23 protein-coding genes are annotated in these 25,618 nt (G+C 66.2%); 17 read left to right on the top strand and 6 right to left on the bottom strand.

Going from position 1 to position 25,618, the window contains the following annotated elements; translation table 11 throughout:
* Window positions 1-189 precede the first annotated feature (189 nt).
* The 5 genes from AB0L57_RS16035 to AB0L57_RS16055 are packed head-to-tail and all read left to right on the top strand — an operon-like array spanning window position 190 to window position 7,330.
* Window positions 190-699 (top strand): hypothetical protein, encoded by a 510-nt coding sequence (locus tag AB0L57_RS16035; protein WP_364962004.1) that lies wholly within the window; start codon window positions 190-192, stop codon window positions 697-699.
* Window positions 699-2,075 (top strand): hypothetical protein, encoded by a 1,377-nt coding sequence (locus AB0L57_RS16040; protein ID WP_364962006.1) that lies wholly within the window; start codon window positions 699-701, stop codon window positions 2,073-2,075. The genes AB0L57_RS16035 and AB0L57_RS16040 overlap by 1 nt, the downstream gene beginning before the upstream one ends.
* Window positions 2,072-3,388, top strand: coding sequence for a VWA domain-containing protein (locus AB0L57_RS16045; protein ID WP_364962009.1), 1,317 nt, complete (start codon window positions 2,072-2,074; stop codon window positions 3,386-3,388). Before AB0L57_RS16040 ends, AB0L57_RS16045 begins: the two co-directional genes overlap by 4 nt.
* A gap of 13 nt (window positions 3,389-3,401) precedes the next feature.
* Complete coding sequence (locus AB0L57_RS16050; protein WP_364962013.1) at window positions 3,402-4,520, top strand: AAA family ATPase; 1,119 nt, start codon at window positions 3,402-3,404, stop codon at window positions 4,518-4,520.
* Between the two features lie 8 nt (window positions 4,521-4,528).
* A complete protein-coding gene (locus AB0L57_RS16055; protein WP_364962015.1) occupies window positions 4,529-7,330 on the top strand; it encodes a DUF5682 family protein in 2,802 nt (933 codons plus the stop codon).
* A 62-nt stretch (window positions 7,331-7,392) separates the two neighbouring features.
* On the opposite strand, the gene AB0L57_RS16060 is transcribed toward AB0L57_RS16055, so the two are convergent.
* From AB0L57_RS16060 to AB0L57_RS16080, 5 genes are all read right to left on the bottom strand, one after another.
* Window positions 7,393-8,463 (bottom strand): terpene synthase, encoded by a 1,071-nt coding sequence (locus AB0L57_RS16060; RefSeq protein WP_364962017.1) that lies wholly within the window; start codon window positions 8,461-8,463, stop codon window positions 7,393-7,395.
* A gap of 11 nt (window positions 8,464-8,474) precedes the next feature.
* Entirely contained in the window at window positions 8,475-9,611 is a 1,137-nt protein-coding gene (locus AB0L57_RS16065) for a hypothetical protein (RefSeq protein ID WP_364962020.1), read from the bottom strand.
* Window positions 9,608-10,903 (bottom strand): cytochrome P450, encoded by a 1,296-nt coding sequence (locus AB0L57_RS16070; RefSeq protein WP_364962022.1) that lies wholly within the window; start codon window positions 10,901-10,903, stop codon window positions 9,608-9,610. Before AB0L57_RS16070 ends, AB0L57_RS16065 begins: the two co-directional genes overlap by 4 nt.
* Window positions 10,904-10,980: 77 nt before the next feature.
* The gene (locus AB0L57_RS16075) at window positions 10,981-12,423 is read right to left on the bottom strand and encodes an aldehyde dehydrogenase (RefSeq protein ID WP_364962025.1); all 1,443 of its coding nucleotides are present in this window, start codon (window positions 12,421-12,423) and stop codon (window positions 10,981-10,983) included.
* Window positions 12,424-12,471: 48 nt separating this feature from the next.
* The gene (locus AB0L57_RS16080; RefSeq protein WP_364962027.1) at window positions 12,472-13,323 is read right to left on the bottom strand and encodes a geranyl diphosphate 2-C-methyltransferase; all 852 of its coding nucleotides are present in this window, start codon (window positions 13,321-13,323) and stop codon (window positions 12,472-12,474) included.
* A gap of 1,283 nt (window positions 13,324-14,606) precedes the next feature.
* Here AB0L57_RS16080 and AB0L57_RS16085 point away from each other — a divergent pair.
* From AB0L57_RS16085 to AB0L57_RS16120, 8 genes are all read left to right on the top strand, one after another.
* Complete coding sequence (locus AB0L57_RS16085; protein ID WP_364962030.1) at window positions 14,607-15,707, top strand: MFS transporter; 1,101 nt, start codon at window positions 14,607-14,609, stop codon at window positions 15,705-15,707.
* A complete protein-coding gene (locus tag AB0L57_RS16090) occupies window positions 15,688-16,965 on the top strand; it encodes a hypothetical protein (RefSeq protein ID WP_364962033.1) in 1,278 nt (425 codons plus the stop codon). The genes AB0L57_RS16085 and AB0L57_RS16090 overlap by 20 nt, the downstream gene beginning before the upstream one ends.
* A gap of 163 nt (window positions 16,966-17,128) precedes the next feature.
* Window positions 17,129-18,448: a sugar ABC transporter substrate-binding protein gene (locus tag AB0L57_RS16095; protein WP_364962036.1), complete on the top strand. Its 1,320-nt coding sequence runs from the start codon at window positions 17,129-17,131 to the stop codon at window positions 18,446-18,448.
* Between the two features lie 31 nt (window positions 18,449-18,479).
* The gene (locus AB0L57_RS16100; protein WP_364962039.1) at window positions 18,480-19,388 is read left to right on the top strand and encodes a sugar ABC transporter permease; all 909 of its coding nucleotides are present in this window, start codon (window positions 18,480-18,482) and stop codon (window positions 19,386-19,388) included.
* Entirely contained in the window at window positions 19,389-20,240 is an 852-nt protein-coding gene (locus tag AB0L57_RS16105; protein ID WP_364962042.1) for a carbohydrate ABC transporter permease, read from the top strand.
* 172 nt (window positions 20,241-20,412) lie between these two features.
* Entirely contained in the window at window positions 20,413-20,700 is a 288-nt protein-coding gene (locus tag AB0L57_RS16110) for a hypothetical protein (protein ID WP_364962044.1), read from the top strand.
* A 27-nt stretch (window positions 20,701-20,727) separates the two neighbouring features.
* Window positions 20,728-20,943 (top strand): hypothetical protein, encoded by a 216-nt coding sequence (locus AB0L57_RS16115; RefSeq protein ID WP_364962046.1) that lies wholly within the window; start codon window positions 20,728-20,730, stop codon window positions 20,941-20,943.
* Window positions 20,944-21,066: 123 nt separating this feature from the next.
* Window positions 21,067-21,246 carry a hypothetical protein gene (locus AB0L57_RS16120; RefSeq protein WP_364962049.1) on the top strand — a complete coding sequence of 60 codons (180 nt, stop codon included), beginning with the start codon at window positions 21,067-21,069 and terminating at the stop codon, window positions 21,244-21,246.
* A gap of 409 nt (window positions 21,247-21,655) precedes the next feature.
* Here AB0L57_RS16120 and AB0L57_RS16125 read toward each other — a convergent pair whose 3' ends face one another.
* Entirely contained in the window at window positions 21,656-21,829 is a 174-nt protein-coding gene (locus AB0L57_RS16125; RefSeq protein WP_364962052.1) for a hypothetical protein, read from the bottom strand.
* Window positions 21,830-21,847: 18 nt separating this feature from the next.
* On the opposite strand from AB0L57_RS16125, the gene AB0L57_RS16130 reads away from it, so the two are divergent.
* The 4 genes from AB0L57_RS16130 to dhaL all read left to right on the top strand — a co-directional run bounded on the left by AB0L57_RS16130 (window position 21,848) and on the right by dhaL (window position 25,579).
* Window positions 21,848-22,498, top strand: a complete 651-nt coding sequence (locus AB0L57_RS16130) for a hypothetical protein (RefSeq protein ID WP_364962054.1) — start codon at window positions 21,848-21,850, stop codon at window positions 22,496-22,498.
* Window positions 22,495-23,703 (top strand): DUF418 domain-containing protein, encoded by a 1,209-nt coding sequence (locus AB0L57_RS16135; RefSeq protein WP_364962057.1) that lies wholly within the window; start codon window positions 22,495-22,497, stop codon window positions 23,701-23,703. Before AB0L57_RS16130 ends, AB0L57_RS16135 begins: the two co-directional genes overlap by 4 nt.
* A gap of 215 nt (window positions 23,704-23,918) precedes the next feature.
* Window positions 23,919-24,923 carry a dihydroxyacetone kinase subunit DhaK gene (locus AB0L57_RS16140; RefSeq protein ID WP_364962060.1) on the top strand — a complete coding sequence of 335 codons (1,005 nt, stop codon included), beginning with the start codon at window positions 23,919-23,921 and terminating at the stop codon, window positions 24,921-24,923.
* Window positions 24,920-25,579 carry a dihydroxyacetone kinase subunit DhaL gene (gene dhaL / locus AB0L57_RS16145; protein WP_364962062.1) on the top strand — a complete coding sequence of 220 codons (660 nt, stop codon included), beginning with the start codon at window positions 24,920-24,922 and terminating at the stop codon, window positions 25,577-25,579. Before AB0L57_RS16140 ends, dhaL begins: the two co-directional genes overlap by 4 nt.
* Window positions 25,580-25,618: the final 39 nt, after the last annotated feature.

A 25,618-nucleotide genomic window follows, 5' to 3' on the forward strand; every position in this document is an offset into this window, starting at 1 on the left:
GCCCGACACCCGGCCGGAATGCGCGAAACTGCCAGATATCGACTGATTTCGGCCAGGTCGCCGATCGCGCCGGCCGGTGCCGGGTCCACTTCCTCGACCGATCTCCACCGGCCGTGCCGGAGCACGAGGAGGACTTGTCGGTGCCGTCACATACCTTGTGCGCATCGTGATCGACCGGGAGGGAGAACGATGGCCTCGAATCCGAGTGCCACGCCGGAGGAACCGGCTTGGGAAAGCACCGCTGTCGTACGGGTCGTGCCCGGCGTCGCACCACGCAAACTGAACAAGGTGCCGTTCGTGGAGCTGGCCGACGGACGCCTGCAGGGTGTGGTGTCCAGTGGCTCCGACATCTCACGTGTGTACGTGGCGTCGGTGACCGCGGGCACGCACGGGCTGAGCTGCAGCACCAACAACAACCGGCCGTGCGGCGGGCTGAATCAGGGCTGGGCCTGCAAACATCTCGACGCGCTCATCGATGCGGCGGTACTCCAGTACGGACAGGACCGGGTGGCGCGGTTCCTGCGAGTGGAGGTGGCCGACGGAGACCGGCTGGTGAACTGCCTCAACGGAACTCGTGACCCGGCTCCGGCCGCAGCGGTGTTCAGCCGGTTCCTGCGGCATCTCACCTACCTGGAGCTACCGGGCAGCACGACACCGATTCCGGAGTTGCAGTGGTTCCCGGCGGGGGTGGGCGGCTGATGCAGGCAGTACAACTGACCGCGCTGATGGAGATACCCGAAGGCGTCACGGCGGCACTGGCCACGGTACGTGACTTCGACACCGCACTGGTCGACGGTTTCGCCCGGGTCTGCGAACCGCAGAGCGCGGCGCTGGCGGCACTGGCCGCGGCCGTCTCGGGGTCGCCCCTGGCCGAGGCGGTGGCCGCCGCGGTCTCGAAGGTGAACACCGGAGCGATCGGCCCGGACGAACTCTCGGCACTGGCCGCTGCCCGGGCCGCGCTGCTGGGCGCGGTGCACGATGCCCTGGTCGAGCGAGCCGATACGGCGGTGGACCGCACGCGATCCGAGTGGACCGCGGCACCGAACACCACTGCCGTGAGTCCGCTCGCGGCGGGCCCCCGGGCCTGGCTCGGCGAACTCGCCATCTCCGGCTGGCGCGGCGTCGACCACGACCTGGTGGCGGCCGCGGATCGGACCGTGGAAACCCTGCTGGCCGAGCCCGCCGTGCGGCGGCTGGCGATGCTGCTGGACGGCTTCACCGCCGAGCTGGGCGCCTGCGCCCCGGTCGCGACGATGGACCGGATACCCGCGCGCCGCTGGGCCGATCTGTGGACACGAGCCCTGCTGCTGTCCTGGCGCGGCGCGGACTCCACTGTGAGCGAACCTGTTTCGGGGCGTCTGCTACCACTGGGGGTGGACGTGCACGAACACGGCACCGTGGTCCAGGCACAGGTGTACGGCGTTCTGGAGAGCGCGGGCGCACCGGCCCGCCGGGTGCGGGTCTCGGTGGCCGCGGCCAAGGTCGACACCATCGTCGGGCCGGCGGTATGGCAGTTGCTCGCAGCGCATTCGCAGTTGCTCACCGCGCTGGCCGGGCATCGCGCGCTCGAACTCACCGACATGCCGCTGACACCGGCGGGTGACCTGCTGTGGGACGACAACCGGGCACAGGCCGGGGAGGCCGCCGATCCCTTCGTCACCGCCACGGTGCAACTGCCGCAGGCACACGCCCCGGCCGCGGCACCACTGGATCGCGATCCGGTACACATCGCCGAGCCGGTTCTGTTCGAGGGGTACCGGCTCCGCGACGGCGTGCTCACCCTGGGCGACCAGCAGCTTCGAGTAGAGCTGGACGCGCTGCCGTCCGCGGGTCCGCTCACCGCCGCCGGGGTGTCGGGTTCGGTCGCGATGATCGGATTGCTGCGCTGGGATGCGGACGGCTGGTCGGTGCGGCCGCTGGCCGTACGACGCAAGGTCAGGAGCGCGGTCACCGCCTTCCACAACGGCGACTGGGCACTGGGTCCCACCGATCCGAAAGTGGCCAAGGCACAAGCGAAGTCGGGCGACGCCGTGGCGGTGTTGCGGGAGCGCGCGGGACGGTTGCTGCGGAAATGACCAATCACGAGACTCGGCGCCAGATCCTGTACTGGCGTCTGCTGGCAGGTGTCTTCTCCGGGGATCAGCACCCCACGCTGGAACAGGCGAGTGCGGGCATCGTCGACGATCTGGGACTGCCGCTGGCCGTCCTCGATCCGGGCGTCTCCATCGACACCGTGGTGCAACGGTATCCGGAGATGCGGACGGAGTTCGACAGCCTCGACTTCTCCGAGCACGGTGACTCCGAGGTCGAGAACACCGCGCCGGCGAGCGCGGGAACCGAGCCCATCGGCGCGGCCGATGTCCGCACCGCGGCACTGGTTTCCAAACTCCTGCTCAATATCTTCGCGACCGGCTCCGGCGAGGTCAGCGCCACTCAGCTGGCCGGCTGGCAGTCCGATGCAAGCTGGCTGCGGCGCTGTCTGGGTGCGAAGGCCGGCGCGATGCAGGGCGTACTCACCGGCCTGGAAGGTGACCTGGTCTCGCGCATGCGGTTGCGCGAGGTGCTGGCCGATCCGCACCTGGCCGCCCAGCTCACACCCAGTATGTCGCTGATCGAGCAATTGCTGCGCGACAAGCGCAATCTGTCCGGTGTGGCCCTGGCGAATGCCAGACGCCTGATCCGCCGCTACATCGACGAGGTCGCCGAGGTTCTGCGTACCCAGGTACAGCAGACCAGCGCCGGCACCATCGATCGCACGGTCGCACCCAAGCGCATCCTGCGCAACCTCGATGTGGACCGCACGATCTGGAAGAACCTGCCGAACTGGAATCCCGAAGACGAGCGCCTCTACGTCGACCGGCTCTACTACCGGCAGACCGCCAGGCGCACCGTCCCCGCCCGCATGATCGTGGTGGTGGACCAGTCCGGTTCCATGGTCGATTCCATGGTCAACTGCACCATTCTGGCGTCGATCTTCGCGGGCCTGCCCAAGGTGGACGTGCATCTGATCGCCTACGACACCCGCGCCCTGGATCTCACCCCGTGGGTGCACGATCCGTTCGAGGTGCTGCTTCGCACCAATCTCGGTGGCGGTAACGACGGGCCGGTCGCCATGGCCATGGCCCAGCCCAAGATCACCGATCCGAAGAACACGGTGCTGGTGTGGATTTCGGACTTCTACGAGTTCGACCGTTCACAGCCGCTGTTCGAGGCGATGGAGGCCGTGCACCGGTCCGGGGTGAAACTCATCCCGGTCGGCTCGGTGAACAGCTCCGGCCATCAGAGCGTCAATCCGTGGTTCCGGGAACGGTTCAAGAACCTCGGCACCCCCGTGATTTCCGGACGCATCCAGAAGCTCATCCATGAGCTCAAGAACTTTCTCGACTAGGAGACCAGCCATCATGAACGACGTTTTGCGCGCCCCCGCCGAGGTCAAGTACGCCGAGGAGCTGGATTGGCTGGAGTCGATCGACGACGGCCCGAAACCGTTCGCGTGGCGGCTGAGCCCGAAGATGGTGCGGCTGTTCATCCTCGGCTCCGAACGCGCCGACGGACTGGACCGCCAGGTGGAGCAGAAGTGGTTCGGTGACCGCAGTTTCGTCGAGCGCAGCATCGTCACGCTGGCCTCGGACCGGGGCCTGCTGCTGATCGGAGATCCGGGTACCGGCAAGAGCTGGCTGGCCGAGCTGCTGTCGGCGGCCATCAGCCGCAATTCCACCCTGGTGGTGCAGGGCACCGCCGGCACCACCGAGGACCACATCAAATATTCGTGGAACATCTCCATGGTCATCGCCAAGGGCCAGTCGCGGGAGTCGATGATCCCGTCGCCGATCATGACCGCCATGGAGCAGGGCGTGATCGGGCGTTTCGAGGAGCTCACCCGTTCCACCAGCGATGTGCAGGACGCGCTGATCTCCATCCTGTCGGAGAAGTACGTCTCGATTCCCGAACTCGACGACGACAATGTGGTGTTCGCGCAGCCGGGCTTCTCCATCATCGCCACCGCCAACAGTCGCGATCGCGGGGTGAACGATCTGTCGTCGGCGCTGAAGCGACGCTTCAACTTCGTACGCATCCCGGTCGTGTCCAACAAGAAGAGCGAGGCGGAGATCGTGCGCTTCCGCACCGCGGAACTGCTGCGCCGCCATTCGATCGAACTGGAGCTGCCGCCCACGCTGCTGGACATCCTGCTCGAGAGCTTCGCCGATCTGCGGGCCGCCGCTGCCGCCGCCACCAGCGACGACGACAAGCTCGAGTCGGCACTGTCCACCGCCGAGCAGATCGGCGTCCTCGAGGACGCCATCCTGCACAGCCAGTTCTTCGGCGCCAAACAGCTGCGCGCCGAGACCCTGGCCGGATCACTGGTCGGGTCCCTGGCCCGGCGCACCCCCGAAGACCTCGCCATCCTGAACAAGTACCTGCACGGTGTGGTCGAGCCACGTACCAAGGACAACAAGGGCGAGGCCGCCTGGGGTGAGTTCCTGGAGGGTGGCCGCGCGGCGATTGCGAGGCTCTCGTGAGCGAACGGGTGAGCGCAGCCCCGGCCCGGCCCCGTGGCACCGGATCCAATACCTTTGCCGCGCTTCGGGATCAGCTCGCAGCGGCAGCCGTCGCGTTCGCGGGCGCGCCCGGGGCGGCGGGTGACATCCTGGCGGGCATCGTCGACGATGTCGACCGGGCACTGTCGGAACGGCTGGAGATCTTCCCGGTCTGCCATCACTCCCCCGCCTCCGGTCTGGCCATGGTGCGCCGGCTGCGCGAAAAACAGCCGAGCGTCATCTATCTGGAACTGTGCGAGGACATGCGGCCGCTGCTCGACGAGCTGCGCAACTGCCGCTTGCCGGTTGCGTTGCAGGCCTTCGCCACTCGGATCGAGGGATTTCCCGCGAAATGGGCGCCGCTGTCGGTGGTCGCGCCGATCACCGAATCGTCGGCGGAGTATCAGGCCATCGCCTACGCGCTGGATACGCCGGGTGTCGAACTGGTGCTGGTGGATCGGTCCACCGACCACGTCTTCCAGTGGGCGCCCGAGACGAAGGCGGCGCCGACACCCGAGGACGCCGAGCAGTCCGAGGACGACGGCCTGCACGGCGGCGCGGTCGGCCTCGAAATCGGTGATCTGCGACCGCGTTTCGCCGAACTGGAACAACATCTACTGCACCACGGCAAGGTCCGGCACTGGTCGGAGTGGTGGGACCAGTATGTGGAACAGCCTCTCGCGGATGCGGACTACGACACCTACCGCCAGGTCATGGTGATGATCGGCAGCCTGTTCCGGCGGCTGCGGCGCGGCAGCACCGTCGAGGACGAGGACCGGGAACGGTACATGTGGACCCGCATGCGGGAACATCTGGCCCAGGGCGACATCGATCCGGCGAAGGCACTGTACGTGTGCGGTGCGGCTCATGCGGCCAGCCCGGTCGACGAGTTCGGAGTGGATTCCGACGTCGCCTTCGAGATCTCACCGCGTTCGGCCACCACCTGGCACTACGGGCTGATTCCCTCCAGCCACTCCGCGATCGAGGCACAGTTCGGGCTGGTCGGCGGCGCGGTGTCGATCGCCGCGGCGACCTGGGCGAAGGGCGTGCGGCGCGGCACACTGCAGTCGTTCCAGCTGGCGGGCCAGCGGGGGACGAAGAAGCGCGCGAAGAAGCCGCTGCCACCGGCGCGGCCGGAAGGCGAGGTGAACGACCGGCTTTCGGGATTCCTGTCGCGGCCGCCGGTATTGGACCCGCTCGACGAGGCCGAACTGCTCGAGTGGTCGGTGGATATCGTCCGGCTCGCCCGCCGCAACGGTTACCTGGCGAGCACCGCCGACGCCATCGCCATCTTCGAGACCTCGATCCTGCTGGCGGGGTTGCGCAACCGCGCCCGCCCGACGCCCTACGACTTCCAGGACGCGGCCGTCACCTGTATCGAGAAGGATCGGGTGCCGGGACGGCGTGATGTGCGGCGACTGTGCGAGATCCTGCTGGGTGGCGACCGGATCGGCCAGGTCGGATACGAGGCATTGCCGCCGCTGGCCCGCGATGTGCTGGACCGGCTGGAACCATTGGGGCTGGATCTGTCCGGACGGACACTGCAACGCGCACTGCTGGACCTGAAGGCGGATCCGGACCTCCGCCCGTGTTCGGATCTGCTGTGGCTGCTGCGCAGACTGCTGCCACACGATGCGCTGCGGCCGATCATGGGCTCACGTGGATTGGGGGAGACCTCGATCCAGGAGAGCTGGGACATCGCACTCGGCAGGCATCAACGCTCGCTGGTGGAGCTGGGCTACGAGGGGGTGTCGGTGGAGCAGGTGCTCGAGCAGCGCCTGCGCACCGCGGTCGCCGCAGCGGATGCGACCGCCGCCGTGGCACTGGCCGCGGTCGAGGACGCGCTGGTCCATCTGGGTTCGGTCCGGCTGGCCGATGAGCTGGGCACGCGCGCGGTCGAACTCCTCGCCACCGAACGCACCGTGGACGACGCTCCCGTCGTGTTGCGGCGTATCCGGGTGCTGCTCAACTATTTCCGCTCCACCGAGGCCGGCCTGCCGACCTGGTGCGAGCGGTTCGTGACGGCCGGTTACGCGCACTACTGCACCCTGCTGCCGACCGCGTTCGCCGCCGAGGAGACCGAACCGCCGCAGGTGGCGGCCATGCTGGGCTTCCTGTTCGGCATGGAGAATCTGGCATTGTCGCTGGGCTGTGATCACACCCAGCTGGAATTGGCTGTGCTGCAATCACATCCGGAAGCACCGGCCAAGGTGGCCCTGTTGTGGGCGGCGCGGTTCCAGCTCGGTCTGCTCACCATGTCCGAGCTGCGCGAGCGCTGTGACGGGATGCTCGTCAATCCACTGGTGCTGCCGACCGTGCCGCAGTACGTGAGCGGTTTCGTGCAAGCCATCGACCCGGCACCGGCACTGAAACCCTTTGTGGTGGAGTTGTTGTCGAAGGCATTCGGCACCCTGCCGGATGCGGTACTGCTGCCGTGGCTGCCGAAACTCATCACCACCCTGAAGGACCAGGCAGGTGAGCTGATCCCGGGTCTGGTCCGCGAGGCGGGCCGCACCTTCCCCGGCGCCCTGCCGGCCGTGGACGCCTTCGTCGCACCCTGGTCGCGCGAATCCGCCACGGCCACGAGCCCGGTGGTGGCAGCGCCGAGCGGACCGGTCGACGGGCTGGTGGCCGCACACCCCGCCACCTGCGACGCACTGGCGGCCCTGCTGGGCATCGAGGGCGACTGGCAGACGGCCGGGCCGTCCGCGAACCCCGAGCTCACCGCCCTGCTCGAGCGGTTCCCCGGCACCGCCACCGCACTGGCCGCACAGCTGGGAACGCGGAGCTGACCGCGACCGGCCGGCTGCTCCGACGGGGCAGCCGGCCGGGGCCGGGAATCACCGCTGCCGGGTCAGGCCTGCTCCGGGTCCGTCGCAACGCGGTATCGGGCACTGCTGCTGTGCCATTCCCGGTTGCCGCCCATCCATGCCCACAATTCGTTCAGGAAACGTTTCAGTTCGGGTGAGGCACCGGGTTCCAGTTCCCGGCAGGCGGTTTCGAATGCGCGGACGATGGTGTTGTCGTGGGCGACGCTGCGTTCGATCGCCTCCGGCAGCGAGCAGCCCCGCTCGTGGGCGATGATCGTCGGAAGGTTGAAGTCTCCGATCGCGGTTTCGGATTCCTTGGGCACGGAGTAGATGTCGTTGACGAGAGTGGCCGCGTCGGCCGCGAGCCGAACAGCCCGCCGGACCTCAGGATGGGAATAGACGTTGGCCGGCAGCTCGTATCCGTACACGACATCGATGGCCGACATCGCCGCCAGGAAGCTGTTGTGCTGTCGTTCCGCCAGGAATTCCCACAGTGCCGGCGTCCGTCCGGAAATTCGCCACATCGCCTCGGCGGTCCAGGTGAAGAACAGCGCAAGGGTCTCGTGCCGGATCCTTGCCAGCTGGGAGGGCGTCGCATATCGGGCGATGTGCCCGAGACTCGAGGACAGCGCGCCGAAGACCGGGTGGTCGTGCAGATGCGCCTCGATCTCGCCCGCGTACTCGCCCACGTGGTGCGGCGGGTCCATCACCGACATGGCGAAGGTCAGGCGTTCGGCCACGAGCTCGTTGACCGCGCCGAATCGCTCATCGTCGGCCACATAGTCGTCGGTGGCGAACAACGCCACCATCCAGCGCGCGATGAGCAGCAACCGGTCCGGATCATCGGTGAACGGACAGGTGAGCATGACGAGCCTGCCGAACCGACACGAGCGGAGGTAGTCCAGGTTCTCGGTGTAGATTCCGACTTCCCGGCACCACTCGACCAGGCGTTCATCGACTTCCGCACCGAGTCGTTCGTCGTCGCGCACCGGTGCGGGGGCATACAGTCCGAGCGGCCAGATTCGAGCTTCCGCGGATCCGCCGAATGCACCGAGCGGCGTGCGGGCGCCGGGACCGCCGGCATCCGCCGGTTGTGTGGAATCGAGATCGGTCATGGGGCCATTTCTCACACGAGTTTGGGCGTTGCCAGCGGGAGGATCTCGCGCACGCGATCGGGGAAGGCCTCCAGGTAGGCCCGCCAGTTCTCACCGCACTGCCCGCACAGACCGACTCCGGAGAATTTGCCGACATCGCCGATGCCGTAGGACTCTCTGCGCTCGCATGTCCGGCATTTTTCTTCCGACGGCCGATCGAGCATGTCGGCAAGCCCGTCGAAGAGCAGCTGCGGCCGGGCGAGGACCGCCGCATAGCGCTGGTCGACAGCCGTCACCGGCACCGGATCATTGCGGTACCAGAGCTTCACGTTGCGCCGGGCGTCGTCGACGACGGACTCCGATTCCGGCATTCCGAGGGTCATCCCCTCCTCGACGTAGCGGTACCTGCGCATCAACATGTGCACCGGGCCACCGAGATATCGGCAGTAATTGAGGATGCATCGCCGGTCGGCCGTCCGCGACCACTCCGGATCGAGGGCCCACAGAGTTTCGCGACATGCCTTGTAGGCCGTGGCACGGAGTTCGGGATCGGCGTAGGCGAACAAGTTGCATATCTCCCCCTCCGCACGGTGCTTGTAGAAGGAGATCGCATCGAAGAGGGTGACCGCGATCTCCGCCATGATGGTGTTCTCGGCTTCGGTCAACCAGCGGTCGCTGTCATTGCAGGCGATGGCCGCGTTCAGGTAGAACCGGATCATCCCGTCGCAGTCACGCAGCCGGAAATAGTCGGCGGCGGAATGCGCGAGCGCGTCGGCGTAGCGCCGATACAGCGCCGAAGAGCGTCGCTCACTGGACTTTTCGGTCATCACCAGCACGGCCGAGCGGAATTCGCGCGCCATCTCGTCGCGGATCGTCGAGCCGCCGAACAGGATGTCGAATTCCGCGTCGATGTCGTACCCGATCCAGGGGCCGCCGTCGACGACATCGATGGCGTGCCCCGTGTAGTCGGCCACGTAGGCGATGACCCCGAGGCGCGTCAGCGCCATATAGCGATCCCAGTTGGAGAACTCCGGAATGATGCACCGGTTCAACTCCCAGGACTGCGTGATGATCTCCGCGATCTTCTCGCGTCGAACCCCGTAGGGCTCGAGATCGACGTGCAACTCATCCGGGTAGAACCACTTTTCGGTTCGTAGCGCCTCGGTCATTCTTCTCCATCGGGGATCGTTGTCGTCACCGGCAATGCCTGCACGGCATACACCGTGGAGAACGTGCGGAATTCCAGGCTTTCGAAGGGGACCGCGAGCTCGAGGTGCCGGAAGCGCCGGAAGAGGGCGGGCAGCGCGATGCCCAGCTGATGCCGGGCCAGTACGGCCCCCAGGCAGAAGTGGGTCCCGTGACCGAATGCCAAGTGGTTCACAGGCTCTCGGGTGGTGTCGAACCGATCGGGGTCTGCGCCCACGCCGTGGTCGCGGTTGGCGACGACCAGGGACGTCATCACATAGTCCCCGGATTTGATCTCCACGCCGCCGAGGACAACATCTTCGGTGGCAGTTCGAACCAGCCCGGTTTGCACCACGGACAGGTATCGGAGCATCTCTTCGACGACACCGGGCACACTGCTCGGATCGTCCCTGATCTTGACCAGGTCGTGCGGATGCCGAAGCAGCAGCAGCGTGCTCAGGCCGAGCATGCTCGCCGTCGTGTCGTGGCCGGCGATCAGTACCGCGTTGATCAGGCCGATCAATTCCGCATCGGTCACCTCGTCGCTGTGATCGCGGACGAGAGCGCCCAGCAGCGTGTCATCGGGCGACTTCCGTTGTTGTGCGACAAGATCCGCGAGGCGTTCCCACATCGTGGTGAAGATGCCCGCCATCTTCTCCCGGCTCAGCGTTCGATCGAAAGCCTGGTTGGCCAGTTCCTCGAACAGTTCCTGATCCTGCTCGCCGAGTCCGACCAGTTCACAGACCGTCTGTGAGGCGATCGGCTGCGCGTAGGCCGAGACGAGGTCCACCGGGGAGGCCATTCGTTCGATCGCATCCAGCCGCTGCTCCACGATCGCGGCGACCCTGGCCTGCATCAGTGCCGTGCGACGAGGTGAGAAGGCGGCGTTGACCATGCGGCGAAACTTGGTGTGCTCGGGCGGATCGAGTCCCGCGATCGCCCCCGGCTGCCGGGTCGGACTCGCGATCGACGCTTGTCCTGTCGCCCTGGGACGGGTGACGGTGCGCGGGGTGCGCGCCGTGCTGAAACGCGGGTCACTCAACACCTGACGGACATCCGCGGGCCGGACCACCACCCACACCGGGTCGCCATTGGGAGCGCGCTGCTGGGTGATGGTGTCCGCACTTCTCAGCCGCAGCAACTCCGGCGCGGGATCGAACGGCACGTCGCCTGCCCGGCGATAGGCCACCGGCACGAAATCATCCGGTTGCGGCGGACTCGCGATCGAGCCTGATTGCTCACCTCGGCCGGAGGTCGGCGACAGTGAGGTGTCCACAGGTTGGTCCTCCAGGTATGAGAGGGATGACGGAGGCTGCCCTCCGGGGCGCGGGCGCCGGCCCGCGCCCCGCGGTATCAGGGCAGGAAGATGGACTTGGACTGCAAGTAGTTGTCCATGCCCTCGGGACCCAATTCACGTCCGAGACCGCTGGCCTTCCACCCACCGAACGGAGCATTCAGATCGATGAGTGTGCCGTTGAGGCTCACGGTCCCGGTGCGCATCCGCCGGGCGACAGCCAGCCTGCGCTCGGAGTCGGCGGACCACACGGCACCGCCGAGGCCGTACTCGGAGTTGTTCGCGATGCGGACCGCCTCGTCATCCCCGTCGTAGGGCAGGATCGCCACGACGGGCCCGAAGATTTCTTCCTGGGCGATGGTGGCGTTCTCGTCGACATCGGCGAACACGGTCGGCTCGACGAACCACCCGCGTGGCCGCGACGCCGGTCGGCCGCCACCGGCGACGACCCGGGCACCTTCGGCCTTGCCCTTGGCGATATGACCTTCGATCCGGTCCCGATGCCTGGCCGTCGCGACCGGGCCGATCTGGGTGCCGGCATCGAGCGGGTCGCCGATGACTCGCGAGGTCGCCCACCCCGCGATGGCATCGACCACCTCGTCATAACGACTGCGCGGGGCCAGGATTCGGGTGATCGCGGCGCATGCCTGTCCGCCGTTGGCCATCGACATCAGCGGCAGATCACGCAGGACGTCGTCGAGGTCGGCGTCGTCGAGGACCAGACCTGCCGACTTCCCGCCGAGCTCGAGCGACACCGGCCGCAACAGCCGGCCACACGCTTCACCGACGATCCGGCCGATGGCCGACGATCCGGTGAACGCGACCTTGTCGACGTCGGGATGGCTCACGAGGTGGGCGCCCAACTCCGACCCGCCCGGTACCCAGTTGAGGACACCCGCCGGCAGCCCGGCCTCCTCGGCGGCCTCGGCCAGCAGGAAGGAATCCAGCGCGGCGTCCGGGGAAGGCTTGACAACCATGGTGCAACCGGCGGCCAGCGCCGGGGCGATCTTCATCATCGAGGCGATGACCGGGAAGTTCCACGGCGTGATCGCGGCGACGACACCCACCGGCGCCCGGCACACCAGCGAGTCGAAGCCCATCGGAGACGGACGGCGCTCCTCGAAACTCGTCGACGCCGCCAGCTCCGCGTAGTACCGCAAAAGGGTGGGCGGAAAGGACGTCTCGAACAGACGACTCAGTTCGAGGGGCATCCCGACCTGCTGGGTCACCAGGCGTGCGATCTCTTCTTGACGTCGATCGATGGCGTCGGCAAAGCTTCGCATCACCTTGGCTCGCTCGGCCGGATCCGCTGTCGCCCAGTCCGATTGGTCGAACGCCTCCCGGGCCGCGGCCACCGCGCGGTCACCATCGGCCGCGGTGGCCTCGGGAATCGTGCCGAGGACCTCTTCGGTCGTCGAATTGATGCCGTTCAACTGTCGCGGCGACGACGGCTCGACCCACGTCCCGCCGATGAAGAGGCGAGATCGTGTGAATGTTGTCATGGCGAATCCTGTCTGTGTATACCGAATCGGGTTATCTGTCGCCGGTGGTCAGATGCGGTCGGCCGCGATCAGCAGATACTGGAAACTGCCATCCCGGTAGGCGTCCAGGAACGCCTGCTCGATACCGGTGGCCAGTGCCGACTTCGCGCGCAACTCCCAATACGGAATCGTCGCCGCGGTGAGATCGATGACGCTGACCGGCACCATCCTGTTCGCCGCCAGTTCCCTGAAGTACGTGCTGCGCGGGTGGATGTCACAGATGTAGTGGGCGTTGATCGTGCTCACCGCCCGCGAGGGCAGACCGTAGGTGTCGTTGTAGCACCCGGTGATGCACACGTACCTGCCGCCGCGGCGCAACAGGCGCCGGTACTCCTCGAACAGCACCGACAGGTCCACATACATGGTGCTCTCGTTGTTCCAAATGCCTTGGAACGCACCGGTATCGAAGCCGGTCTCCAGCATGTTCCGCAGGTGATACCGCACATTGCCGGCGATGCCCAGTTCGTCGGCCCGCCCGTTGGCGAAGTCGACTTGCTTCTGGGAGATGGACACTCCATCCACCTGGCAGTCGAAACGCTGGTGTGCCATCACGCTGCTGCCGCCGCGTCCGCATCCCGAGTCCAGGAGGCGATCCTCGGCGGCGACGAGACCGAGATTGTCCAGGAGGACGTCGGCTTGAGCGGTCTCCAGCCGATGCAGTTCCTCGATGATTCGCTGGTCACGAACCTCCGGTGGCGCATCGAGGACCGACCAGTCCACCGCACCGATCCCGTAGTGGTGGTGGTAGAGACCATCCACCTCACCGAGGCGCAAATTGACCGGGTTCTTCTCGGCATTCCAGTATTCGGCGATGGACTGCTGATACGGACTGTCGACGATCGACGTCTGCGGTCGGGACATCTACTCCTGCTCCTGTGTTCGGGCGGTCCCAGCGATTTCGGGCTGGAGCTCATGACAGCTCCGCCGTGCTGAGGTCGGCTTCGGCGGTTGCTTTCCTGCTCGCATCACCGCCTGTACCGTGTGCTGGATTCCGATGCCGGATCAGGTCTGCGGATGGACAGGTCGGATGAACAAAGAGGGTTGAGGGCTATTTCGGATACAACTGTCGACTGCAATCCGCGAAACAATCAGCGAATCACGGCAACAGCAGATCTGCACTCCGGGATTAACCGTTTTCTTCAGCTGGAATTCTCTGTCAGCTGGAATAGCCCAGAAATTACTTCATCGCCCCGACTGCTGTCAACGACGCTGTGGCACTGGAGATCCCAGGGATGGGAATACCGGCTGCCGCGGCGGAGACGCCCGAGGCGCCGGTCCGCACCCCCGCGGTGCGGGAGCAGATCCGGCCGGCCGAAAAACCGGACGTGTTTGCGGCAATTCCGGCGGAGCGGGAAGGATACCGGCACCGCTGGCCGAAACACGCCATAACGCGATCGTCGGGCACTCGGCGATGATGGACCGCACGCGCCGGACGTGCCGGCGCGGGTTCGCCGCCTGTCGACACAATTGGCACCGCTCATTCATCCCATTTCCACGATCGGGGGCGAATGCACCGGTCGATTCGAAAAGCGATCGCCAATAGTGAACGACGGGAGAACAATTCCACTCCGCCGGTGATCCGATGTCGAAACGCGGAGATATTCGCGCGGTGCGAAATCGCACCTGACCAGCTGCCGCCGAATACACCCACAGGGGATTTCATCGCGTCACGCGGGCGCCTTCTCGATGGTTTCGGTGACGATGCCGGGATGCGGCACGGCTGCCGAGTGCGATGCGTCGGCCTCGGCGCCTGGGAGCGCGCCCGGCGCGGATGCCTTCGCGGCGCCTCGTGTCCTGTGAATTCATCACGGCCGCAACACCTGCGGCGGCACCGACACGGAACTTTGCGCGTACGGACAAGAGCATTGCGCGTGAGGACACATGGCGCGAAAGGGCGGCAAGTAGCGTCCGCTGTGCCGTGAATTCGGCGGCGTGCCGGCGTCGGATCGCAAGGAGGATCGGGTGCGCAACACTGTTTTTGCCCTGTCGAGGGCATCGACGGTCACGACCGGTGGGCGGTGCGAATGCCGGCCGTCGCGATAGCGGACAGACGCAAACTCGTCGCCTTCCCGCCGGAAGTCTGGATTGTTTCTGTCACTACGTTTCTCAATCGTTCCGTCGGATTTCTCGCACTGTTCTCGACGGTGTTCTACGCGTCGATGGGATTGAGCGCCTCGGCGCTGTCGCTCGCGCTGCTCGCGGGCGGTGCCGCCGGAGTGCTCGGATCGGTCGCGGGTGGCTGGTCGGCCTCGCGATTCGGTCCGGCCGATGTGCTCATCGCGGGCTCCGTACTCAATGTCCCCCTACTGTCGCTGCTCGCCACGCTCACCGATCGGCCGATCGCGGCAGTGGCGGTCGCCTCGGCGAGTATCGCTGTCACACAGTCGTTCTCCGGACCGGCTGCGACACTGGTCACCGGTTCGAGTTACACCGGCAACACGGTCACCGTGGTCGCGTTCCACCGGATCTTTCTCAGCAGCGGCGTCACGGTCGCACCCATGGCCGTCGCCGTCGTCGGCCAGGACGACTTCGCGCTGCTGTTCGCGTTGTCCGCACTCGGTTCCCTGGCGACCGCGCTGCTCTTGGTGAGCGAGCGCGCCCGGCTGCTCACCGCGGCATCACATGCGGCGCGCGGTGTCCCGGCCGACGGGTCCCCGCCGCGCGAAAGTCCAGGGCGCCATCCGATGCGGTTGTGGGCGATCGTCGTCGTGTTCGGCACCGCGATGGCCGTGTATTGCCAGAGCACCAGCGCCATCCCGTTGTCGGTGCAGCGAATATCTGCCGACGGGCAGTTGTACGGCGCTCTGATCGTGCTGAATTCGATTTTCGTGATCGCATTCGAATTGCCACTGAGTTACCTGACCGCACGGCTGCGGTGGAATATCGCCCTCGGACTCGGGATAGCCCTGGCCGGAACCGGGCTCGCCGTGAGCGGACTGGCATCGGGCTGGGCGGTGTGCGTCACCGGATTCGTGGTGTTCTCCCTCGGGGAGGCGATTTTCCTCCCCCAGGCGAGCGCATCGATCGCGACGCTGGCCGCCCCGGCGGACAACGCGAGATATCAGGGATATCTGTCGGCGGCCCAGTCGATCGGTTTCGCGATCGGGCCGGGTGTCGGCGCTTTCGGAGTACTGCACAGCCCGACGCTGTATTGGTTTGTGGTCGTGGGGATTTCGTCGATCGCCGCTGCGGTCGCCTTCATCGCAGGTAACGAGAGGAAAAGACGTGCGGTTCGAATCGGATAGGGCGGCCCTGATCGTGGATCCGGTGAGCTCGGGCAAGTTGTATCCCGCACTGCTCGCCGATTACGGAATCGAAACGATCCTGCTGGACACCGACTCTGCCCGGGTGTCGGGTTTCCGCAACTCGGGCACCCCCGGGGCCGTGAACTTCGAGGCGGATCTCGGTGGTTCACGTGACCGGCTGGTGGCCATGTGCGCACAGCGCTCGGTGGGCTACGTGATCGCCGGATCCGAGCCGGGGGTGGAATTGGCCGAATACGTGCGTGGCGAGCTCGCGAATGTTTGCGCCAACGACGCGGTCCTGCCGATGCGGAGGTGGGACAAGCAGTACATGTTCGAAGCACTGGCGGCGGCCGGCGTGCCGAGCCTGACCACGCGCGCCGTCACCGACCCCGAAACCGTTCCCGCCGAGGCGATCAGGCAGTTGCGGGCCGGCGGCAAGCTGGTGGTGAAGCCCGCCCGCGGCGCGGCCTCGGTGGATGTCCGGCTGGTCGAGACCACGAGCGAATTGACCGAGGCGGTCGCCGCCATCACCGGCAACGCCGGATTGTTCGGTGGTAGCCCCGCCGCCCTGATCCAGGACATGTATCCCGCTCCTCGCGTCGAATACGCCGTCGACACCTTCTCCGCGCACGGCCGGCACGACCTGTTGTGTGTGAGCGTCTACGACAAATGGGTTTCGGGCAGCGGCGATTTCGTCTACGAGCGCGGCCGCTGGCTCGGGCACAGCGAACCGGTGGTGGCGGAACTGACCGCATACGTGCACCGGGTGCTCGATGCCCTCGGGGTGCGCGTCGGCCCCGCGCACATGGAAATCATGTCCGGGCCACTCGGTCCCCGGCTGATCGATTTCGGTGCCCGGGCGCACGGCATCGGCCACCCGCAACAGACCCATCTGCTCACCGGCGATTCGCAGATCCACCGCGAATGTGCGTTCATCGCCGAACAGTTCGGACTTCGCCCCCCGGCCGATCACCGTCCCGCCGGGTATTCGCTGACCCGGCACGGCGCCCTCGTCCTGCTCAGTATCGATCGCCCGTCGCGGTACCGGGGCGGTGCCGAAGCCGACCTGCTGCCACTGCCCGGCGTCGTGGAGGCCCGCATCGCGGCCGGAGTCGGCGACATCCATCCGGCGACCCGATCGATGATGGATTCGGTCGCGCTGGGACTGGTCTTCGTCACCGCCGACAGTGCCGAAGAACTCGACCTCCGCTGTGCGGAGGTCCGCAAGCGAGCGGGCGACGCGTTCGTGGCGGTCTGAGCGCCGCACATCGGGTCGAGCACGCCGGGAGGTCGCAGGACAGCGATCTCGCCCGGCCGCGTTCGCCGGTGTCGTCGCGATGTGCGTTTCCCGGACGAATCCGCCACCGCGGTATTACGTTCGTCTGCAGAAGTCCGCTTGTCGTAGTCGAACGGGAGCGCCGTTGCCATCGTCTCGGAGGTTCGACCGGCGCACGCTCCTGCGGGGTGCGGCGGCGGTCGCGGCGACGGCGGCCGCGTCCTCGGTCACCGGCTGCGGTGCCGACGACGATGCGCTGACCTTCTTCTTCCAGGCCAAACCGGATGAGGCGAAGGTCCGGCTGAAGATCATCGACGAGTTCCGTAAGCTGCACCCGGACATCAAGATCCGGACGCAGATGTCCGGCCCCGACCCGCAGACCCAGATCCTGACCTACTGCGCGGGCGGCAAATGCCCGGACGTGTTGATGTCGTGGGATCTGTCGTATTCCTTCCTCGCCGAACGCGGCATCTTCGCGAACCTCGACACGATCCTGGAGAAGGAGCCCGCGTACGCGGCCGAGCTGAAGAAGGACAGTTCGACCGCCCTGTACAACACGTTCCGTTACCGGAACGCGCAGTACGCGCTGCCCGAGCAGTGGGCCGGAATCTTCCTCTACTACAACAAGAAGCTGTTCGCCGACGCCAAACTGCCGCCACCGCCCGCCCGGTGGGAGGACGCCTGGAGTTTCGACGAATTCCTCGATACCGCACGCGCATTGACCATGCGGGACAGCTCCGGCGATGTCACCCAGTGGGGATTCGTGGATCCCTGGTCCACGTACTACTCCGCCAGTTGCTTCGGCATGAACAACGGCGTCGAGTGGTTCACGCCGTCCATCGACCCGACCCGCACCAATATCGACAACGATGCCTTCATCGAGGGCGTCCAGTTCTACACCGACCTGTCCACCCGGCACCGGGTGATGCCGAAAATCGAATTCCAGCAGTCACTCTCGTCGGCGGACATGTTCGCCCAGGGCAAGGCCGCGATGGCACTGTCCGGGCACTGGATGTACAGCACCTTCACCAGCCGGGAGGACCTCGACTTCGATGTCACGGTGCTACCGGTCGGTCCGCGCGGCACCGCCGCCCGGTCCGATATCGGCACCACCGGCCTGTCCATCGCGGCCGACAGCCCCCGCAAGGAACAGGCCTGGGAATTCGTCAAGTTCGCCACCGGACCGGTCGGTCAGGCGGTGATCGCGAAATCGGGACTGTTCGTTCCCGCGTTGTCCTCGGCGCTCGCCTCGGACGGATTCGCGCACGCACATGCGAAGGTGCACAACCTCGAGGTGTTCTCCGGTGGCGATCACGCCAACAACCTGCCGGTCACGCCCGCCTGGCCACGCGTCGAAGCGGTCATCGAACAGGGCTACGACCACGTGTTCCGCGGCGCCGCCTCCGCGGACTGGTTCAAACAGGGCCTCGCCGGACAAATCAACGACCTGCTGGAGGCACAGTGAGCGACAATCGCGGTGCCGACCGGGTGTCGCCATGACAACCCCACGGCGCTCCGCACTGCGCCGGCGCAAGGCCGCCGCGGGCCGCGTGTTCATCGCACCCAATCTGATCGCGGTTGCGGTGTTCATGGCGTTCCCGTTGGTGTTCACCCTGTATCTGAGCCTGTATCGGTGGGATCTGTTCAGTTCGCCGAAGTTCATCGGCATCGACAACTTCCGCAGGCTCTTCGCGCACGACCCGCTGTTCTGGGTGGCATTGCGCAATACGCTGATCTTCACCGTCGGCACGCTGATCCCGACCATCGTCATCGGCCTGGCCGTCGCGGCGGCCCTGAACCGGAAATTGAAGGGTATCGGCATCTTTCGCAGCATCATGTTCATGCCGCTGGTCGCCTCGACGGTGGCGATGGCGGTGGTGTGGCGACTCACCTTCAGCACCGACTACGGGGTACTCAACACCGCCCTCGGCTGGATCGGCGTGGGCCCGGTCCCGTGGCTCACCGACCCCGCCTGGTCGATGGTCTCGCTGTGTCTGGTCAGTGTGTGGAAGAGCGTCCCGTTCGCCACCATCGTCCTGCTCGCCGCCATGCAGGGCATACCGGACGACGTCTACGAAGCCGCCCGTATCGACGGCGCCGGTGCGTTGCGCCGGTTCGGCTCGATCACCGTGCCGCTGATCCGGCCGGCACTGGCGTTCACGTTCGTCATCACGATCATCAACTCGTTCCAGGTGTTCGATCAGGCCTACGTCCTCACCGGCGGCAAGGGCGGTCCCGAAACCGGCACGTATGTGCTCGGAATCATGCTGTACCAGAACGCCTTCACCTTCGACGACATCGGCTACGCCTGCGCCCTGGCCTGGGTGATCTTCGCGATCCTGCTCGTGCTGACGCTGGCCCAATTGCGATTCACCCGGCGCAACGCCCACGAAAGCGAGGCATAGGTGGCGACAGCGATCGCGAATCGTGCCGTTCTCCGCCGTACCGGGCGCGGCGCACTGCTGTACCTGACGCTCGTCGCGATGGCGTGGTGCGCGCTGTTTCCGCTGCTGTGGGCGCTGTCGAGTTCGTTGAAGAAGCAGGGCAACATCTCCGACACCAGCATCGTCGCGCGCCACCCGGCCTGGTCGAACTACCGTGACATCTTCGATTTGATGCCGTTCGGGCGGATCTTCTTCAACACCGTGCTCTACGCCGGCTGCGTCACCGCGGGCCAGGTGTTCTTCTGTTCGCTGGCCGGATATGCCTTCGCCCGCCTGCCGTTCAAGGGACGCGACGTCCTGTTCGTCGCCTATCTCGCCACCCTGATGGTTCCGGCGACCGTCACGGTCATCCCGCAGTTCATCCTCATGCGCAGCTTCGGCTGGGTGGACAGTCCGCTGGCGATGATCGTGCCCGGCCTGTTCGGCAGCGCTTTCGGCACCTACCTGATGCGGCAGTTCTTCCTCACCCTGCCGGTCGAGCTGGAGGAGGCGGCCATCCTCGACGGCTGCTCGGTGTGGCAGACGTACTGGCGGGTCCTGCTGCCACATGCCCGACCGGCGGTGATGGTGCTCGCCGTACTCACCTGGGTCACGGTGTGGAACGATTTCCTGTGGCCGCTGGTGATGATCCAGCGCGACGAGATCTCCACGCTGACACTGGGATTGGTGCGGCTCCAGGGCCAGTACGAGACCAACTGGCCGGTCCTCATGGCGGTCTCCATCCTGATGGTGGCGCCGATGCTTCTGGTCTACGCCTTCGCGCAGAAGTCGTTCGTACGGGGGATCGCGTTGTCGGGGATGGGTGGGCGCTGATTCGGCCGAATTCGACCGGGGCCCCGCAGCTGTGATGCAGCACACAGAAAGCGGATGGAACCGTCGAGCCGGGCCGGCCCTCTAATCCAGTAGCGGCACAGGGGAATTGATGGCGCCGCAACTCCGATGAGGCTCATTCCGCATCGGCTGATATCGAAGGGTGGGAATCACAGTGAAGAACTCCGCAAAGTCTGCCGTCGTCGCGCTCGCCGCGCTCGCCGCGGTCTCGATCGGGTCCGCAGTCGAAGCACAGACGGCCGCCGCCGCACCCGCGAGCGTCGTGGTGGCCCAGAAGGCACCGAAAGGCGCGCAGCTGTCGGCCGAGGAGCAAGCGGCGATCGACAACAAGAACGCGGGCCGGCCGTACGATCCGGCTGCCTACAAACGCGCTATGCAGAAGATCAAGCAGGCCGAAAAGTACAATGGTGACCGCAATAAGCAGAAGCGCGGGCGCAAGTAGTTCGAGTCGAACCAGAGGGGAACTTTCATGACATCAACCGAGTACGAGACGCTGCACTTCGCCCAGGCGAACCCTGCTGGTCCCGGCCAGGCGGATGTACCGAAGCTGTTGCGCACCATCGCGTCCACGATCGAAGGCCTCGGCACGGTAACGGTAGCGGACCTGATCCTGCACAACGAGGTCACCGCAGACGGTGACTGGCCGTCGATCACCGTCTACTACAGCAAGAACGACACCGAGTAGACCACTGCCGCGGCGAGGGGCTGATCCGAGAAATCGGATCAGCCCCTTCTCCATGTCTGGCCACCTCTCGACCATTGTGGCAATCTTGAAGCTATCCATCCGCTCGGATGCGAAGGACACATCATGTTCACGAATATCATCGAGCCACTCCAGCAACTCGCTGAACAAAATCGCGACGTCATCGGGTTCGTGGTCATCAATACGGGTAATGCCATTCTCGGTGTGGTCCGGTGGGGATTCGACGCCGCCACTCCCCTGCTACAACAGTTCTTCTCCGAATACCCGCCCGGCGGAAACTACTGACGAACGCCCCGGACTTCTTCGGATGAGGACGGCCGGTCACGACCCGGACGAGCTCCGGGACGGGCAGCCGTTGCCGGAAGGCAACCTCCACCGAGCCTCGTGCACCGCGGTAACGACGACTCCGCGGTCCAGGGGTGCGAACGGCCGGTCGAGGGCTCGTGCCAGATCCCGGCCATGGACGACCACATCGGTGAGCGCGATCCGGCCGGCGCCGGCCGAGCGGCTTCGTGTGCCGAGGCAGTGGATCCGCGGGCCACCTCGTCGAGGTGCCGGAGCGGATCCGGCCGATTTCAGGTCGACGACGCCGCGTCCACTACTCCGGACGCGTCGACACGTCGAGGAACCCACATCTGCCGTTGAGCACCGGCGGCATCGAACGCTGTTGTGCGCCAGCGCTTCATGGACCGGGTCAGTGCTTGCCGTCACCGTTGGTGCCGGATTGATCCCCGAGGCGGGCGTGTAGCCGGTCCCGGACCTGATCCGGGGTGTACGCCCGGCGTTTGCGCTCGGACCGCACGATGACCACTCCGGTCGCCGCCACACCGGCGGCACCTGCCAAGCCCACTACTTTCCACCACCGCATACGCCTAGGCTAGTCGTCGTGCCACGCGAAGCGCCCTCGAATATCGGTTTGGATGAAGCGGTGGAACTCACGCGGACGGGCGACTTATGGCTGTTCCGTGGACATTCCGGCGCCGACCGCGCGATCCGCGGGCTGACCAACAGCCCGGTCAACCACGTCGGCATGGCGGTGGTCGTCGATGACCTGCCGGCCCTGATCTGGCATGCCGAGCTCGGCCGGGCACTGCCGGATATCTGGTCGGGCAACCACCATCGCGGCGCCCAGCTGCACGACCTGCAGGCCGCGGTCCTGCGCTGGTCCAACGAGTACGGACAGCAAGCCTGGGTGCGCCAGCTGGATCGGCCGGTGACACGCGAGATGGAGGACGCGGCGCTGCGGACGGTGGCACGCCTGGACGGCATGCCCTTCCCCTCTACGAGCGCACTGGCGGGCCGGTGGTTCCGGGGCCGGATACCGCTGCCGAAGCGTTCGAAGAACCGCGAAACCGAGGCGGGTCTGGAGAACGCGTACTGCGCGGAGATCGTCGCCATGACCTACCAGGCGATGGGTCTGCTGCCGGAGAAGCGTCCGAATTGGTATGACCCGGGCCGGTTTTGGAGTGGCGACAATCTGCATCTCGCCGACGGCTACCACCTCGGCGGGGAAATCGCAGTGAACGTGCCCGAGTGAACTTGCCGTCCAGCGCGATACGGAGCAGCGAGAATTCTGAAGAACGGATCGGCACTGTCGACGTTCTGCGGGGATTTGCGTTGTTCGGCATCCTGCTCGCCAACGCAGCCGTACTCACCGGCATACTCACATCCGATGGCCCGGCGACCCCGCTACAACTCTGGGTGCACTTCGGCACTGCCGATCGAATTGCCGATGCCGTGATAGCAGCGTTCTTTCAAGGACGGTTCTATCTCCTGTTCGCCTTTTTGTTCGGCTATTCGTTCATTCTGCAACTGGACAGTTCCCGTGGCTCCGGCACCCCGACGCGAATCCGTGTCCTGCGTCGTGGCGCGGCACTCGGCCTCATCGGGTCGATACACGCCGTACTGCTGTGGTTCGGCGACATTCTGACCCTGTATGCAGTCTTCTGCCCGATCCTGCTGTGTCTCCGCAAGATTCGCCCAGCGACGGCGCTGTGCTCCGGCGCAGCTCTCTACCTGGCATTCAGCTTGCTCGCCTTCCATTCGGGTGGAGGCGGAGACTGGGACTCGTGGTTGTTGGTCGATCGACTGCGCACCGGCTACGCCGGAACTCCGTTGGATACCTTCGCGATCCAAACGGATGTCGCTGTCCGTTTCACGGTCATGACGTGGGCCGGCCAGGGGATTCCCAGCTTCGCAATGGTGTTGGTGGGCTTCGCCGCGGGCAAGGCCAAGTTGCTCCACGATCCGGCCAGGCTCCCGAATTGGACTTCGTTGCCGGTATGGACCGGACTGGTCATCGGTATTCCTGTTTCCACCATGACATTCGCCGACACTGCTGGAATCACGGCGGCGCCGAGCTTTTGGCCAGGCGTTCAAGAACTGGTCAACCCCTTCATCACCATTGCCTACGCGTACCTGATACTCGAGTTCGCCCGTATGCGCCGCGGCGCACACGTCGCCCGCTGGATGGCCTCGGCCGGGCGCATGTCCGCAAGCAACTACATCGGGCAATCGCTTCTCATGATGGTTCTCTACAGCGGATACGGTTTGGCACTCACGCCGACCGGGCCAGTGGTCATCGCCCTGGGGATTACGAGTTACGCGGCCCTGGTCCTCGCGAGCCGGCAGTGGCTCCGCGTGTTTCACCAGGGCCCTGTCGAGTGGGTGCTGCGCGCAGCGACGTACTGGGGCACCCCCCGGAGCAAGCACGGTCCACGACCACATCGGACCGCTTCGTGACGTCGGCCGTATCCGCCGACACCGCCGGCGATCCAGGCGTTCGCGCGGTTGTCGTGCGTCCGAGCCCGCGCCATGTCCGGGCTCGGCGAATCGCGCACTCGGCGCCCACCTGCTCATTCCGCCTGCGGCGCACGAAGATCGGGAATATGCGCTCGGGCAGCACCCCGGCTCCGTGATACTCGAGATCACGCAGTCGATCGACGAGGAGGATATCTGTGCCCGCACTGTTCTTACTCGAACCAGGCCAGGGTCCGGAGGTGGCGCTGCAAGGCTTCGTGCGCCGCAACCCGTGGGTCCGGCTCACGACCGACCCGCTGTTCGTGCACCACGATCGCGGTGCGCCGACCCGGCGGGTCGCCCTCGTCTCCGGCGGCGGTTCCGGCCACGAGCCGATGCACATCGGATTCGTCGGCACGGGGATGCTCGACGCGGCCGTACCGGGCAAGATCTTCGCCTCGCCGCACAATCGCCAGGTCTACGAGGCGAGCAGGACCGTCGCGCGGGACGGCGGGGTGCTGCACATCGTCAAGAACTACACCGGTGACAAGATCAATTTCGGTATCGCCGCGGAACGGCTCGCCGCCGACGGTATCGAGGTCGATCGGGTACTCGTCGACGACGATGTCGCCACCGAATCCGACGAGACGGCGACCGGACGGCGCGGGACAGCCGCGACGATCGTCGTCGAGAAGATCCTCGGCGCCGCCGCGGACCGCGGCGACACCCTCGCCGCACTGGCCACCCTCGGCCGCGAGGTGGCCGCGCACAGCCGCAGTATCGCGGTGGCCACCGAGGCGCTCACCTCGCCGAATACCGGGACGCGCGCCTTCGAACTCGAACCCGATCAGCTCGAATACGGGGTGGGAATTCACGGCGAACGCGCCTCGACCTCGATCATCAGGCCACCGCTCGCCAAACTTGTCGACCGGATGCTCACCGATATCCTCGCATCGCTGCCCGGCGATGATCGACATCCGTTGTTGCTGTTGGTCAATGGCCTCGGGGCGACGACGGAACTCGAGCTCTGTACGGTACTCGAACTCGCGGCGCGCACACTCACCGCCCGAGGCCACGACATCGCGGCGGTCCAGGTCGGCACATTCGTTGCGGCACTGGACATGAGTGGCTTCTCGATCACCCTCACCCGACTCGCCGACGGCTGGCTCGATCTCTGGCATGCCCCGACCGGCGCACCCGCCTGGAAGGACGCCGCACGATGACCAGTGAGGCGATGACGACGCTCGACGGCACGGTTGCCCGGCTGCAGGAGGTGTTCTCCGCGGCCGAGCCGGCGCTGACGACGCTGGACGAGATCACCGGGGACGGAGATTTCGGCGTCAATCTGCGCGAGGGTTTCTCCGAGGTCGCCGACCGCCTCGCCGGACCGGACGCCCCCGCACCGTGGGATACGGTGCGAGCCGTTTTCCTCGACGAGGTCGGCGGCACGAGCGGCCCGCTGTTCGGCCTGCTGTTCCAATCACTCGGCACCCGGGCGGCACGGTCGGATTCCTATGTCGACGCCCTCAGGGGCGGCATCAGCGACGGTCTCGCCGCCATCCAGCGCGTCGGCGAGGCGGAAGTCGGCGACCGCACCATGGTCGACGCACTGGCTCCCGCCGTCGAAGCGCTCGGTGCCGATGGCGACCATGTCGACGCGATGGTGAGCGCCGCGGTGGCCGGAGCACTGTCCACCGCGGCCCTGCGGGCCCGTCGCGGTCGCGCGAGTTACCTCGGCGAGCGCGCCGTCGGCCATCCCGACCCGGGGGCGGTGGGCGTGGCGCTGCTGCTGTGTGTGCTCGCGGAGCCGGTATCCGGAACCGAGAAATCGAAGGGGGAACGCGCGCGTCTGCTCGATGCGGTATCGGGCAATGCTTGAGGCGCAGGCATTTTCGATTCCGCGACGTGGGGCCGCCCA

Source organism: Nocardia sp. NPDC052254 (genome assembly GCF_040679495.1).
GTDB lineage: Bacteria > Actinomycetota > Actinomycetes > Mycobacteriales > Mycobacteriaceae > Nocardia.

Coding starts and splice junctions, on each gene's coding strand:
- AB0L57_RS16100 (WP_364962039.1), top strand. CDS start 18,480: ATGACAACCCCACGGCGCTCCGCACTGCGCCGGCGCAAGGCCGCCGCG.
- AB0L57_RS16125 (WP_364962052.1), bottom strand. CDS start 21,829: ATGCGGTGGTGGAAAGTAGTGGGCTTGGCAGGTGCCGCCGGTGTGGCG.
- AB0L57_RS16080 (WP_364962027.1), bottom strand. CDS start 13,323: ATGTCCCGACCGCAGACGTCGATCGTCGACAGTCCGTATCAGCAGTCC.
- AB0L57_RS16045 (WP_364962009.1), top strand. CDS start 2,072: ATGACCAATCACGAGACTCGGCGCCAGATCCTGTACTGGCGTCTGCTG.
- dhaL (WP_364962062.1), top strand. CDS start 24,920: ATGACCAGTGAGGCGATGACGACGCTCGACGGCACGGTTGCCCGGCTG.
- AB0L57_RS16060 (WP_364962017.1), bottom strand. CDS start 8,463: ATGACCGATCTCGATTCCACACAACCGGCGGATGCCGGCGGTCCCGGC.
- AB0L57_RS16075 (WP_364962025.1), bottom strand. CDS start 12,423: ATGACAACATTCACACGATCTCGCCTCTTCATCGGCGGGACGTGGGTC.
- AB0L57_RS16040 (WP_364962006.1), top strand. CDS start 699: ATGCAGGCAGTACAACTGACCGCGCTGATGGAGATACCCGAAGGCGTC.
- AB0L57_RS16065 (WP_364962020.1), bottom strand. CDS start 9,611: ATGACCGAGGCGCTACGAACCGAAAAGTGGTTCTACCCGGATGAGTTG.
- AB0L57_RS16050 (WP_364962013.1), top strand. CDS start 3,402: ATGAACGACGTTTTGCGCGCCCCCGCCGAGGTCAAGTACGCCGAGGAG.
- AB0L57_RS16035 (WP_364962004.1), top strand. CDS start 190: ATGGCCTCGAATCCGAGTGCCACGCCGGAGGAACCGGCTTGGGAAAGC.
- AB0L57_RS16115 (WP_364962046.1), top strand. CDS start 20,728: ATGACATCAACCGAGTACGAGACGCTGCACTTCGCCCAGGCGAACCCT.
- AB0L57_RS16120 (WP_364962049.1), top strand. CDS start 21,067: ATGTTCACGAATATCATCGAGCCACTCCAGCAACTCGCTGAACAAAAT.